The organism is Pseudoalteromonas sp. T1lg88, assembly GCF_002964765.1.
In the GTDB taxonomy this organism is placed as follows: Bacteria; Pseudomonadota; Gammaproteobacteria; order Enterobacterales; family Alteromonadaceae; genus Pseudoalteromonas.
Window position 1 is genome coordinate 69,022 of record NZ_PQCF01000008.1, and the last position, 15,028, is coordinate 84,049.

The 15,028-nt window shown below is 51.7% G+C and carries 8 protein-coding genes and 1 pseudogene; 6 read left to right on the plus strand and 3 right to left on the minus strand.

Annotated elements, in window-relative coordinates:
- Nucleotides 1-8: 8 nt before the first annotated feature.
- Nucleotides 9-1,166 carry an efflux RND transporter periplasmic adaptor subunit gene (locus C2M34_RS05590; RefSeq protein WP_105201151.1) on the minus strand — a complete coding sequence of 386 codons (1,158 nt, stop codon included), beginning with the start codon at nt 1,164-1,166 and terminating at the stop codon, nt 9-11.
- Between the two features lie 387 nt (nt 1,167-1,553).
- Between C2M34_RS05590 and C2M34_RS05595 the strand changes: the two genes are divergently transcribed.
- On the plus strand, nt 1,554-4,076 hold the full coding sequence (locus C2M34_RS05595; protein ID WP_105258279.1) for a zinc-dependent metalloprotease: 2,523 nt from the start codon (nt 1,554-1,556) through the stop codon (nt 4,074-4,076).
- Nucleotides 4,077-4,138: 62 nt separating this feature from the next.
- Here the strand turns inward: C2M34_RS05595 and C2M34_RS05600 are convergent, their stop codons facing one another.
- Nucleotides 4,139-4,753: a PQ-loop domain-containing transporter gene (locus tag C2M34_RS05600; protein WP_105258280.1), complete on the minus strand. Its 615-nt coding sequence runs from the start codon at nt 4,751-4,753 to the stop codon at nt 4,139-4,141.
- Nucleotides 4,754-5,039: 286 nt separating this feature from the next.
- Complete coding sequence (locus C2M34_RS05605) at nt 5,040-5,894, minus strand: D-hexose-6-phosphate mutarotase (protein ID WP_105258281.1); 855 nt, start codon at nt 5,892-5,894, stop codon at nt 5,040-5,042.
- 207 nt (nt 5,895-6,101) lie between these two features.
- Between C2M34_RS05605 and C2M34_RS05610 the strand changes: the two genes are divergently transcribed.
- From C2M34_RS05610 to C2M34_RS16040, 5 genes and pseudogenes are all read left to right on the plus strand, one after another.
- The gene (locus tag C2M34_RS05610) at nt 6,102-6,596 is read left to right on the plus strand and encodes a MarR family winged helix-turn-helix transcriptional regulator (RefSeq protein ID WP_105258282.1); all 495 of its coding nucleotides are present in this window, start codon (nt 6,102-6,104) and stop codon (nt 6,594-6,596) included.
- A 227-nt stretch (nt 6,597-6,823) separates the two neighbouring features.
- Nucleotides 6,824-8,143 (plus strand): porin, encoded by a 1,320-nt coding sequence (locus C2M34_RS05615; RefSeq protein ID WP_105258283.1) that lies wholly within the window; start codon nt 6,824-6,826, stop codon nt 8,141-8,143.
- Between the two features lie 118 nt (nt 8,144-8,261).
- Nucleotides 8,262-8,654: pseudogene (locus C2M34_RS05620) on the plus strand (YbaN family protein); the annotation flags it as partial.
- A gap of 276 nt (nt 8,655-8,930) precedes the next feature.
- Entirely contained in the window at nt 8,931-11,273 is a 2,343-nt protein-coding gene (locus C2M34_RS05625) for a hypothetical protein (protein WP_199878775.1), read from the plus strand.
- Between the two features lie 18 nt (nt 11,274-11,291).
- Nucleotides 11,292-15,026, plus strand: coding sequence for a S8 family peptidase (locus tag C2M34_RS16040; protein WP_105258286.1), 3,735 nt, complete (start codon nt 11,292-11,294; stop codon nt 15,024-15,026).
- Nucleotides 15,027-15,028 lie beyond the last annotated feature (2 nt).

The window sequence follows — 15,028 nt, forward strand, 5'->3', positions numbered from 1 at the left end:
GGCCTCTCCTACAGCTGGTCGTTGCTTGGGCTGGTACTCACCTGCCCGGCGATACGTACTTCCATGCCCTGCTGCGGATATTCCGGCAAGGTCAGCACGATGCGATCGCTGCTTTGCAGACCTTCGCTGATTAAGAAAAACTCATCTTCTTCGCGCACCACGGTAACCTGACGCGGCTGCAGCAGATTGTCCTTGTTCACCACCCACACGGTTTTATTGTTCACCAGCTCCTGCGGTAAGCGGAAAATCTCACGCAGGGTTTGCCCCGGAAATTGTACCTGTACATAGCTGCCAAATTTGACCTTGGGTTGCTGCGTGTGAATGGCATAGGGGTCATCCACACGCACCACCAAGTTGCTCATACGCGTGGCGCTATCGACTATCCCCAAATCACGGTCAATCACCGCACTGCGGCTATAACCACCGAGTCCTTCCTGGGTAATGGTGGCCTCAATACCGGCAACACGCGGTGGTAAAAAGGCGCTGTCGAAGCCGGCGATGGGCAGAATGATCTCCGCCGTCTCGATATTATTAAGCTCTGCCACCTTGCTGCCCGGGCTGACAAACTGGCCCTGGCCAATGTCGCGGGAGATCACCAGGGCATCATAAGGAGCACGCACTTCGCAGTTAGCAAGATCACGCAGCGCCCGCTTGAGCGCCGCTTCCGCCGACTTAACAGCAGCCTGAGCACTCAATACCTGAGGTTCGCGCAAGAATAGGGCCGAGCGCTTCACGCCTGGGGTGCGGGCGGCTTCGTCTTTGGCCACCTGTTGCTGCGCCTGCTCTTCAATCAAGGCCGCCTGTGCTCGCGCTACCTCGGCCTCGGCCTGCAACACAGCCGCTTCATAGTTGTCTTTTTCTATGGTGAACAGCAGATCGCCACGGGCAACTATGCCGCCGGCAACAAAACCCTTGTTCCAGCTCACCACCTCGCCACTGACCTGAGCGGCAAGTAAAGTGTGTTCAAGCGGTCTAACCTCGCCATAGCTGGTCAGCAGCACTTGGTGATCGCTGGCGGCCAGAGATTTCACCTCGACTATAGGCCGGGTGTCGACCTGCTTGGTTTCATCCGGCTTTTTCGCCGTTGCCATGATACCGCTAGCGGCGGCCCCAGTGACCACAACAACTGCGAGTGCGACTAAGGATTTTTTTAATGCCTGATGCATGGCCGATCACCTTGATAAAATTATATTCAGCATATATTAACAACTTGGTTCTTTTTAGTAACTGCTCATTTGTAAGCAAGTATTAATTTTAGCAACATCAAATATCGACCGCTTTGTAATTGATTAACAAGGGCTTTCTACTTCGTCAACGGCGCATTTATCGCCCACTTATATGTCTTTGACAGCACCCCCACTAAGCAGCACCGAGCACCAATAATGCGATAAAACGCTCTTAGCCATACTTTGTTACAAAGTAAAAGTGCATATTTATCAAATGATTACTTGCAATATATCGGCTTTATACCGGCTTCTGTCTCATTCCCGGTTTTTTCGCCAGCCAGTTTCAGTACACTGCTTTGCTAACAACAAGCAAGATCAGGGACCCAAATGAAACTCTCTACCCTTACACTGGCCCTTAGCCTGGCGCTAGGCAGCCAGGCCACCTTGGCCAAAGATACAGAAGAAGAAAAAACTAAAACACTGGCGCAAACCACCGCCGACCATATCCTTTACGATGGCGTATTCGATTTTTATCAAGACCCGAAAAGCGGCGACAATCTAATGGTGATCACCGAGGCGCAGCTTAACAAGCCTTATGTTTATTTTGCCCATACCGTAGACGGTGTTACCGATGCCGGCCACTTCCGTGGCGCCTACCGTGAAACCAAGCTGATCGAATTTCGTCGCTACTTTGACCGCGTCGACATTGTTAGCAAGACCCCGCGTTACCAGTTCAACGACGACAGCGCAATTGCCCGCGCTGCTGAAGCCAATATCAGCGAAGCCGTACTCGCCAGTCTGCCGATTGAAGTGGAAGAAGCAGGTAAAATCGCTTTTAAAGTAGACAAATTATTCCTCAGCGAAGCGCTGCATAAGGTGTCGCCTTGGAGCAACCCGGACGACAAAGACGCCAAGAAGCGCTTTAAACTGGGCAAGCTGGACGACAAAAAATCACGCATTATTAAGCATCGCCCGTACCCAAATAATATAGATATAGTTGTCGATTATGTTTTCAACAATGACAACCCCAGCGTCCGAGGCTCAGCCGCCATCAGCGATCCACGCGCAGTTTCAATCAAGGTTCAGCACTCCTTTGTGGCATTACCACAAAACGATTACCAGCCACGCTACGACGATGCCCGCATCGGCTACTTTAGCAACCAGTTTGACGATATGACCTCGGCGGATTGGGCTCCTTATAAAGACGTGATCAAACGCTGGAACCTGGTGAAAAAAGACCCGCATGCCGAGCTATCCGAGCCGGTTGAGCCGATCGTCTGGTGGATTGAAAACACCACGCCGGTAGAATGGCGAGACACCATAAAGGAAGGCGTACTGGGCTGGAACAGCTCGTTTGAAAAGGCCGGTTTTAAAAATGCCCTGGTCGTGAAGGTGCAACCAGACGATGCCGATTGGGATGCCGGTGATATCAACTACAACGTGTTACGCTGGACCTCATCACCTCGCCCGCCATTCGGCGGTTATGGCCCGGCGCTGGCAAGCCCGCTCACAGGTCAAATCCTGGGCTCGGACATCATGCTTGAATACGTGTTTATGAAAAACCGTTGGATCTACGACACCCTGTATTCCCAAGGTGCGGCCAGCCTAGCTCAAAGCCCAGTCCGCGGCGAAGCCCACGGCGAAGATCTCAACTGCTCGCTGGGCCATGAATTACAACAAAACATGATTTTGGCCAGCACCCTGGCCAGCGGCGCCGACATCAGCGACAAAGAAATTCTGCGCCAGGGCCTAACGCAATTGGTGCTGCACGAAGTAGGTCATACCCTGGGTCTGAACCACAATATGAAGTCATCCATCCTGTGGGATGAAAAGCAGGTGCATGATAAGAGCCTGACTCAAGGCATAGTGACCGGCTCTGTGATGGATTACGCTCCTGCCAACATAGCACCAAAAGGCGTTGAGCAAGGCGACTTTTTCCAAACCAAACCAGGTCCTTATGACGATTGGGCGATTGAATTCGGCTACAGCCAAGCGCTCAATGAAGCTGAGGCCGAGCAAGCTCGCCTGGAGAAAATCCTGTCGCGCTCCGCTGAGCACAAGCTGGCCTTTGGTAACGATGCCGATGATATGCGTGCCCCGGGCCGTCATATCGACCCACGGGTGATGATTGGCGACCTTTCCTCAAACCCGGTAGCTTATGGCGCCGAGCGCATGGCACTCGTAGAAAGCCTGCTGGCCGAACTTAAAGCCAAAGCCCTAGTTGAGGGCGAAAGCCACCAGCAACTAGTGGTCTCGGCCAATATTCTCGCCGGCCAGTATAAGCAGCAGGCGGAAGTGATTTCTCGCCAGATCGGCGGTATTTATGTCGAGCGTAACCTGGTTGGCAGCGATGGCGGCAAGGCACCATTTACTCCGGTACCACTAGAGCGTCAAAAAGCGGCCATGCAGGTGTTAGCCGACAAGGTCTTCGCACCTAATGTTCTTAAAGACATGCAGCCTCTTTACAGCTACTTGCAGCAACAGCGTCGTGGCTTCAACCACTATGGTAAGAATGAAGATCCAAAAGCGCACGCCATGATACTGACCATGCAGCAAGGGGTGCTTAACCAGTTACTGCATAAGAATGTATTGCAGCGTATTTCTGACTCCAGCCTATACGGCAACGAGTATGATTTAAGCACCATGATGCAGGATCTTACTGCGGCTATTTTTGTTGATGCCAAGGAAGCCAGCAGCCTAAGCCATAACCTGCAGGTGGAATACGTAAACCGCCTAATCGCCATTGCCGGCGTGAAGAAGCCTAGCGGCTACGACAACCTGGCCAAGGCGGCAGCATTATCGCAACTGCAGCATATCCGCGACGAGAATGTCGCCTGGGGAGCCAGTGCGGCGGCCAAGGCCAATAAGCAGTATATTAACCTGCTGATCGACAAGGCATTAACCGTTTAAGCTTGCCAGCTTAGAGACAAAAAAGGCCACATTATGTGGCCTTTTTTATGGTCAATTCTGTACTAGGCCATGGCCGGGCGTTGGCGATAATATTGAATACAGGCCAACTGTGCCGCATTGGTTAAGAGGATCATCACAAAATTAAGCACATGAGCCACACTCGGCGTGCTCATGGCCAGCTCCGCCGCCAGACCAAGTACACCGGCAATAAACTGCAAAATAAAATACCGGGCACTCAGGTTAGAGACATCGCCACTGCGGATGGTTTTATAGGTTTGCGGCATCACGCGGATTGAGCTCATCAGTAACGCCACAAAGGTCAAGACATGGAGTAGCTCACCTGTATCAATCTGAGCACTAAGCAGCAAGGTAAAGGGCAGTAAAGTAGCCACTAGCAAGAGCAATAGTCGTGTACGCTGGCTATCGCTGGCGTTATAGCGGATAAAGTAATAGAGGATCAGCGCACTGAGCATGCCGGTTACCACGAATGGCAACACCATGGCGTAGCGCTCAAAAAACAGGTTAAAGGCGATAAAGTAAAGGCTTTGCGCCACTCCAAAGCTCATCATCAGCAGAGAGACCCCGGAAACACTGCGATTCCTACTAATTTTATTTAGCATGGGTAAAAAGCTAAAAGCCAGAATCAAGGACGCAAACAGGGCTAGATACTGAGTCAAGGCAACCTCTTTTAGTAATTAAAAAGTTAACCATTAAAAATCATAGTTAATACTAAGTTTAAATTTGTAAACTTATGATTTTTAACGATTTTAAAGAAGGCGCGCATTGTATATTTGCGTGATTTGTTGGCAAGCTTGGAGGGGTAGACGGTCAAGGAACCGCTGTAAATATTTTCGTACAAGGAAAATACAAAGCCCTAGGCAAAAGCCTTAGGCAAACACCCTTGGCAAAGCAGTGGGCTCAGCCAGTAGAGGATGGCCAAACCCAGGCGGGATAATGTCGAGCTTACCCCCAGCGAATAATAGTGCCCAGAGTATGGCTTTCGCCGGGAGCCAACTCCACCTTGTCATCCAGTACATTGGCCGCTTCCAGGCACAGCATGCGATGGTATTCATCATCGGCAAAGTTAGAAAGGCGCTTGGATTTGTCCACCCAAGGGTTCCACAGTACACAAGAACGGGAGTTCTCACGCTCTACTTCTATGGTGCCATCGGGAGTACGAATGCGCTGCAGCGCGCCAGCGCCGCTGTATACCATATCGGTTTCGCGACCAAAGCGTACCACCTCTTGCTGCTCGAAGGGGCCTTCACCAAACTCGATATAGTGCGCGCCTTGCAAGCCATCAACCTCGGTTTGAGTGATATCCGGGGTCGGGAAATAAGTGTGCAGAGCCTGAGTTAGCTGGATCGCATGATCATCCAGGTTGGTATTTGTTAAACGCACCTCAAGCTGTTTAGCACTGAGCACGTACTCAACCTTCAACTGGGTTTTATGGGGCCAGTATTCTGGATCGACCTGGGTCATGGGCAAGGACAAGCTGATGCGAATTTCATCCTGAGTTTCCTGTACCTCTTCGGCGCGCCATAGCAAGACGCGGGCAACGCCATGTATCGGCCAATCCGGATGCTGATGCACTCCAAACCAGGGCCAACAAATAGGAATACCGCCGCGCATGCTCTTACCACTTTGAAAGTCTTCTTGTTCGGATACCCAGATGAGGGCTTTGCCGCATGCAGGAGTGTATTGGGTAAGCTGTGCGCCCTGGAGGAAGATACGCGCCTGACATAAGGGCGAGTCCACCTGTAAGTACTCCAGGCCAGAATCACAATGGGTAATAGAAACACTCGATGAAAGCTGCATTATTCAATCCTTAACGATAAAGCGGTGCTGAGTCACCTTACCCAAAGTCCCGCACTAAATAAACATATGGGCAAAATAATTCATCACCCTGTCATCACCACAGCAACTCTGCAACGACTTCCGCTTAGTCGAACCCGTTTGTGCGCAGAGGGTGCTCGAGGCGCTTTTTACGGGTATAATGGCGGGGTTACATGTTGGAGATTGGAAATGCAAAAGTATGATGAGTTGTTAATTGCCCTACGCAAGGTTATTCGCGCTATCGATCTGCATTCCAAACAGCTGAATAAAACCTCGGGGTTAACCGGGCCTCAGTTGCTGATCATGAATGAAGTGGCACAAACCGACGGCATAACCGCCAGCCGCATCGCGCAAAATGTAAATTTAAGCCCGGCTACGGTCACCAATATTCTAGACCGCTTAGAGAGCCGCGAACTGGTAAGCCGGGTACGCAGCCAACTCGATAAGCGCCGTGTCAGCCTCTATCTAACCGAGCAAGGAACGGCCCTGTTGAACAAGGCGCCGCAGCCACTGCAAGAGCACTTTATCGACAAGTTCAGCAACCTTGCCGAATGGGAGCAAACCCTGCTGCTCTCGTCCATGCAGCGCATAGCCGCGATGATGGATGCCGATAAGATCGATGCCTCACCTCTGCTCGAAGTAGGCGCCATCACCAAACCCTTAGATTCAAACAAAGGCGAATAATCCACCATTAACCTAAGCTTTTGCTTTTGTTACACTAATTAATCATCTTTGGGCTCGATAAGAGGCCTGGTCAAGGCTACCGCTTGTTCTCGGTTGAGAAACTCGGTTGAGACACTCTGTTGAGGCACGTGGTTCCAAACGACCAGTCGCCCCGGAACCGGGCCTACCTTCGTAAAAACCCGAAACTTAGTCTAGGCTAGGGGAACGGGCCACAACAAAAGGTTATTATGATTAATTTCAACAACACAGCATTGGCGGTAAGCTTAGCCCTGACATCTGGCTCGGCACTGGCCAACCCTGAATTGGAGGCAATGAAAAAGCAACTTGAGCAAATGCAGCAACAAATGCAACAGTTGCAGCAAAAGCTCGAAGCGGCAGAACGCAAATCCAAACAGCAAGAACAAGAGCAACAGCAAATCACTCGGCGCATTGCTAAACAAGAAGAGCAACTGGAACAGAGCGTAGCGCAACAAAGCGAAGAGAAAAAAGATGGTATTCGCATTGGCGGTGCCGTACGTACCAACTACAGCCACACTTCCTACGACGACGACAATAAAAACCGCGGCGGCGACTTCGATTTCGATATATTCCGCGTTAACTTCGCCGGTGATATTGGCGATGTGGAACTCAATGCCGAGATCCGCTTCTTCGACTATATGACAGCGGTAAAATATGCCTATGTGGGTTATGATTTTGCCGACGACTGGCAGGTGCAGGCGGGTATTACCAAGGTACCTTTCGGCAACTGGCCTTATAACTCGCACAACTATTTCTTCGGCACCACCTATTATGTGGGCCTGGAGGATGATCACGATCTTGGCCTGCTGTTTAAACGCAAAATTGCCGACAACTGGCAGCTCGACCTCGGCTTTTTCAAAAACGATGAACTCGGTGGCGTCGACGGCTATGTCGATAACCGCAGCGATCGCTACTCCTACGATGTGGTTGGTTTTCGCAGCGCCGATGAGGGCATTTATGCCGAACCCACCAATGCCATTGGCGAATACAACACCTTCTCCGGCCGCTACGGCTACCACCTTGAACATGAAGGTGGCAAAACCGAGCTAGGAGTGTCTGGTTTACGTGGCGATCTGCATGACGGCGACGATCGTGTGGGCGATTACTATGCCTGGGCGGTTCACCTCAACAGCACCCTGGGACGCTGGAATTTACAGTTACAGCATGGTGAATATAACTATGATATCGACAATGTCGATCGCATGGCGGTAGGCGCTTACTCCTTTTACGACAGCATCGCCGCCGAGGCAACCATGACCAATGCCAATATCGCCTATAGTCTGCCGGTAAAATGGGGCGCGGTAACCGGACTGCAGTTTTATAACGACTACGGCATCATCTACGACAAATCCGATAACAGCGCCGATACCTGGATGAATGTCACCGGCTTCTCGGTGGCCGCCGGTGGCTTGTTCACCTATTTCGATCTGGTGCATGCGAAGAACCAGCCGTTTGTTGGCGGTTCCATCGCCGGCGACAGTGACGAAACCGAACGTCGCTTTAATATCAACATCGGATATTACTTCTAAAAAAAGGGCCGCGAGGCCCTTTTTGCTGTGCAAGCCACCGCCATCCAGCCAGGCAAAAAGCCATAGCGGCCTCAACCCAGCTTTAGTACACTGCCCTTAACAGGGGTTGCGGAATCGAATGGTGAGCCTGATAACTGTCCTTAGTCGGCATCTAAAACGCTACAAGAACCTTGCCTTACAAGCGCTAGGCCTAGGCTTTGTCGGCCTGGGCATAGTAGGAATTGCCCTGCCGGTGATGCCCACCACCATCTTTTTTATCGCCGCCCTGGCCTGCTTTACTCACTCTTCCCCGCGCCTCGAGGCCTGGCTGCTTGAGCACCCCAGGTTCGGGCCTATTCTATCGGCTTGGCGCCAGCATAAGGTGGTGCCAACCAAGGCCAAATGGCTGGCGGCCCTAGGCATGAGCATCGGCCTGTATATGATGATGTTTTCGACCGCGCCAAGCTATGCCGTGGTGCTGGTGGCCGCTATCGAGGCCTGCGTACTGGTTTATTTAATTCGGCGCCCAAGCTGTGCCGAGTCTTTATACCGAAGCTCCCCGCAATTAACCGCCTTTCTGATCATCATCTTCCTCACACACCACTTATTTTTACTCTACTTAACAAGATATTAAGTTACGAAAAAACAACATTATCTCTTTCTAATTCCACTCCCTAGTCACAACGCATTAACGCCTTGTAGGACTTATTTCCCAGATGATTTGGGACCTTTGATCGATTACATCCGCTCCAGTGCTGATGAATAATCACTCAGTTATCAAAACAACAAGTCATTAACAGGAGTATCTATGAGGTTTCTTCTATCGGCAACAGCGCTCGCTGTTAGCATGAGCATGACACCACCAGTGTTAGCAAAATGGGGGAGTGATACTTCCTCTTTTGTGACAGCCACTGAAGGTGCCGCATCACATCAAACACTGGTTGATCATCAGGGTAATATCGTTATTGGTTACTCCGATCCGACAACCGGCTACGATTTTCTAATCAATAAGCTAGATCGCAACGGCGATTTCGCCTGGGAGCAGGGAGCAAAAACCCTCTACGAGCGCCAACAGTCATTCATCCTGACCTGGTCAATGATGTTAGATGACGAAGGGGCCATCTACACCGGCATTGAGGATTTAAAGGTGTACCCCTATGGCACCATGATTTTTAAAACCAATGCGGATGGCACCCCGGGCTGGGAGACACCATTCATACCTGCTCCCGAAGATGCAGGACGCACTTTACCTGTACACCTCACAAGCGCTGGTGACAAGCTCTTCTATGCTCTCGATTACGACACCATGGCTCGCTCCGCCAAGCTCGCTATTGGCATGTTCGACAAGCAAGGCAACGAGCTTTGGCGCACAGCGGAGCAAATGGGCTCAACACGCTTCTCCTCATTTACGCCGGTAAAAGATGGCCTTGTTGTTTTATTCACCGGAATCCGCGAAAGCGATGGCGCTAACTCTCTGTTTATCCAAAAATACGATTTTGATGGCAACCCGCTGTGGGGAGAGTCACCACAGCCCATTATGTTTGGTGATATCAAACTGCCACCCCGCTCTTTTGGTGCAGCTTCATTAGTCGCAGACGGCATGGGCGGTGTCACCCTGGCCTGGTCTCACCCAACGGAATTTAACAGTAACATTCTCTATCAACATATCGATGCCAACGGCAAATTGCAGTTCCCCAACTCGGGTTTGCGTTTGTCTCATGGTGATGACTTTTTATTCGATACTGTCGCGCACCCATCCATTGTTGCCACCGATGAGGGCTATGTGGTGACCTGGGCGGCACAGCTTTCGCGCACCAACTTCGGTAACTATGGTCTGTTTATGCAACATGTGGGTCATGATGGTACCCTGACTCTTGGTTCCGAGCCGGTGTCGTTAGCGCCTATCCTGTATGGCGACGAGCAAGATTCTGGTTATTATTCAGCAGGTTATTTGAGTCGCTATAACGACACTTTTTCCTGGGTTTACTCCAAATCGGAAGACTACACCTCGCAAACCGAAAACCTCTACCGCGTTGACTTTAGCCAGGACGGCCAGGTGTTCAATAATCAAGTCATTGCCGATGTTGAAGATGTGATCAACGGCCACAGTATTGCCCATTCCCCCTTTGGCGAAACAATTGCCAGCCTGCGTACCTCGTTCGCAAGCGATGCCCCGGTGCAAGTACAAAGTATTCGTCAAGATGGTGAAGTTGGCACTGAATCAGGCCTGCGTTTGGCGTGGCCAGACACACCGCTGCACACCAAGGAAGATGAAGCTTTTGCGTTTAACATCCCCTTTGTGGACGAGCTTCAAAGCGAATATAGCGTCACGGTTGCGAGCGTAAACACAGAAGACGACACCCAGTTCAGTGCACAAGTGAGCGCAAATACGCTTAATCTGAGCATCACCCCTGCCCCGGAATTTTCAGGGCAACTGCCGTTTGTGGTCACGCTTGCCGATAAAAACGACAGCAGCCGTTCAACCAGCATGACCTACACACTCAATATTGCCGCAATCAATGATGCGCCAACTATCGTGCTCCCGGAGCAGGTTCGGGCCGGCGAAGATGAAATGGTGGTGGTGTCTGCGGAAGTGACCGATCCCGACAATTCGTCTTTGGATATCGAATGGTTACAAACGAGCGGTCCCAAGGTCGATTTTGATCCGGCGGCGATGGAGCTTAAATTCACCAGCCCGGTGGTTAAAGAAGAAACCAGTCTGACCTTCGCCTTGGTCGTCGACGACGGCAATACGGTCACCACCAAAAACATCACCCTGATTATCGAGAACGATAAACAGCCCAGCTTATCAGGTACCCGCAGCGTGAATGTGGAAGAAGGCAACCACTTCAACATAGATCTGGCGCTCAGCGGCGCTAAAGGCCCGGTTAACATTGAATGGCAGCAAGTTAGCGGCCCAAGCATCACGCTCAGCAACAACCAGTCGCTTACCACTCAGGGCAGTGCTCCTTTTGTTGATAGCGACGAGGTAGCTACCTTGGCGGTGACCGTCATCGATGCCCATGGTGAATCTGCGACCCACCAGGTGGACGTCAATGTAACCAACAACAAATCGGGTGGCTCCTTTGGCATGAGCCTGCTGGCTCTATTCGGTGCCTGCTTATTCCGTCGTCCACGCCACGCCAAGTAACAAGTGAAGAGAATTATTATGAAGAAGTCATTAATCGCCATCAGCATGGCTATGAGCTGCATGGCCAGTGCATCAGGCTCACAGGCCCTATTCAGCAAACCCTTTTCTTTTGAAGACAAGGTCAACACGGTACTAAACAAGGACCACGAGGGCGCAACCAATCGTTATTTTGTGCATTTACGTGGAAAGCCCCTGGCATTTGCGGCCCAAAGTGAACCTTCGTTTAAAGGCAAGCTCGATACTCAGACTCAGTTTGCTCAACAATTTAAAGCGCAGGTAAAAAGCCAGCAGCAGGCCTTTCATCAATCGGCGCAAAGCCTGCTGGGTGAAAAGAAAGAGATCCTTTACAGCTACGACACCGTCTTTAATGGCGTGTCTATGGAGTTGACCGAGAAGCAGGCCGAAAAGCTGCTCAGCCTACCCAATGTTTTAAAGGTAGAACGCCAAATCAGCTATGAAATGCAGACCGATGTCGGTCCCGAGTTTATTGGTGCCAAGCCTATCTGGAATGGTGAAACGATGCAGGCCATCGGTGCCAAGGGCGAGGGCGTGGTTGTCGGTATTATCGACTCGGGCGTAAACACCGACCACCCTTCATTCCAGGCCACCGGCGGTGACGGTTATACACACACCAACCCGCTAGGCAGCGGCAACTACCTTGGTGACTGTGTAGAAAATAAAAGTCTTTGTAACGACAAGTTGATCGGGGTGTTCAGCTACGCCAGCATCACAGATAGCTTTGGTGACGTTCGCCCTCATGTGGGCGAAGACTACAATGGCCATGGTAGCCACGTAGCATCCACCGCGGCGGGTAATATCCTCACCAATATCCCGGTACACCAGCCGGGCAATACCCCCGAAAGTGATGGCATTCCCTTGGCAGGAACCAACTTCGCACAGATATCCGGGGTCGCCCCGCACGCCAACCTGGTTTCATTCCAAGTCTGTTTACCTGTTTCCGGGTGTGACATGGGCGCCATGGTGAAAGCGGTAGAAGATGCCATTAATGCAGGCGTTGACGTTATCAACATGTCTATTGGCCCCAGCGTTGAAGGCCCTCAACCTTGGAACTCGGCGTTAGACTTGGCGTTTCTATCGGCAGCCGAGGCGGGTGTTTTTGTTTCTTTATCCGCTGGTAACTCAGGTCCGGGAAGCAACACAGTCGGTCACCTGGCGCCATGGACAACGCAGGTTGCCAATGCCAGTCATGACCGAGTTGTGGAAAAAACCCTGAGTGCAGGTTCCGGTGTAACCGTGTCTTTCACCGATATCAAAGGCCTGGGTGGCTTTAGCGAAGCCGTGAGTGCGGAACTGGTGTATGCCGGTGATATTGATAGCTTTCGCAAGGAGTGTAATTTCTTTACCTGGCGCGACTACCCCGAACTAGAAGGCAAAATTGTGCTCTGCGATCGCGGTGGCATCAGCCTTTATGACAAAGTTGATCGTATTGCTCAACTCGGTGGTGTGGGCGTGGTGATCCGTAACGTCGACGGCAGCAACACAGAGCAATATTCAATTCCATACCCTATCGCAGGGATGCAAATTACCCAGTCTCAGGGTGAAGAATTACTGGCCTGGGCTCGCTCAGAGTCAGCGCCCGTGATCAGCATCAATGCCGGTGCTGCTACGAGAAAAAGCGACCAGGGCAACATCGTCAATATCAGCTCTTCTCGCGGACCTACCAGCTTTCTTCCTGAGTTGCTCTCGCCACATCTGGCCGCTCCGGGAACCGATATCTACGGCGCCTACGCCGACGAACAGCCGTTCAACGCAAACCCGACGCCCAGCGACTACAACTTCTTGTCAGGGACGTCGATGGCTTCGCCTCATGTTGCTGGCGCTGCCGCCCTTCTCAGACAAATCAACCCGAGTTGGACACCCGCGCAGATACAGTCTGCCTTGATGATGACGGCAAACAGTCAAATGACCCGCGCCGAGGATGGTCAATCCGCAGACCTGTGGGACCGCGGTGCCGGTATGATCCGCGTCGATAAAGCAGCCAACGCCGGTTTAATCATGGCGGTCAGCACCGAAGAGTTCATGGCGGCCAATCCGGCTGTGCAAGGCGATGTGAAGGCACTTAACGTCCCTTATCTTATCGACAGCAACTGCCCGGGCACCTGTACCTGGGAGCGAACCTTCACCGCGACTCAAGCGGGCACCTACCGCTTTAGTCAGAAGGGTTACAACTACTACATCAGCGAGATGACCTTTACCCCAGCCGAAGTCACCTTGAGTGCCGGCGAGCAAGTGACGGTGACAATTGCCGCCACATTCAGTGAATGGGCCGCTGACGAATGGATCGATGGCAATGTGCAGATAACCTCGGATGTTGTTACACAGCCCTCGTTAACCTTGCCTTTGCGCATTAAACCCTTGGTCGCCCATGTGCCAAGTACGGTGTCGCAAGAATATTACTGGCAAAACGCCGGGTTCGATATCAAAGACTATGCTTTCCGTCGCCCCGAGCAAATCTTTATCACCCATAGCCCACTTATCAAAGGGCAAACGACTGAGCTGAAAATTTCAGCGGATGATAACAACACGCCGTTCGACAGCTTCGACAAGGGCGCCGCATTTTTCATGTTAGATGTGGCTGAGGGTGCGCCGCTGGACATTATTATTGGTCGCTCGCAAGCAACGGATGCCGACCTGTTTGTTGGCTTAGACACCAATGGTGATGGCCTACCACAAGCGGTGGAACGCGTCTGTGTAGCCGCAAGCACACGCAATGTGGGTGAGCAGTGTACCCTAAGCGGCGATGCCCCTGGCCAATACTGGGTAATGGCTTGGAACTATGAAGGTTCGGGTGCCGAAGAAGACCTTATCGCCATCGACGTAGTGCGCAGCACACCGGAAAACTGGGTGTCGATGAATGTCTTACCGGCAACCAATAGCAGTGCCTTTGAAAAGATGCCCTTCACCATCTTGTGGGACAAGCAACTCGACGCCAACACCAATTATTACGGCAGCATCGAAGTGTTCGAACAAGACCAATACACGGGCATGTCGGTATCTCACGGCACGACCAGCGTGATTGTTAACCAACTTTCAAGTGCCATGACCTTAATCGCGGCCAGCACAGACGTCAGTACGGGTGTGCCAACAGAGCTGACGCTCACACTCGCACCTAACCCCCTTGATGAAGACGTAAGTTACACCGCCAATATCGCCCTGGCGCCAGGCTTTATTGCCAGTTCAGAAAGCGAACATGTAAGTGTTGAGGGTAACACCCTATTAGTCAACGCCACACAGCCGGCAAATACAACTGAGCCACTGGCGCTGATCCTGAGCCCCGTCCTGGCACAACCTCTTGAGGGAGAGTTCGTTCATACGTTTACCTTGAGCAACTCTAAAGGCGACAAGCTCTCTGGTAACTTGGTGCAGCAAAACCCTAACCATGCGCCGGTAGCGACCGTATCTAACTCGACGCTAAGCGTTAAAGAAGGACAAAGCTTTACCCTGGATGCGACCGCCAGCAGCGACCCAGATGGGGACCAAATTGAAATTGTTTGGCAACAATTACAAGGACCTGCAGCGATGGCAGCGAATACTTCGGGTGCCCAACTTACGCTTGAAACTCCGGACGTAGAGCGGGATACCACTTTGGTGTTTGGAGTCACCGTCAGCGATGGCGAATTCGCGACGACGGCCAGGGTTAATGTTGAGGTAGAGAACAGCTCCTCATCCGGTAGTCTCTTTTGGTTGCTAATTCTCTTGGCGCCAGCCATAGTTAGACGAAAGTTGCTATAAAC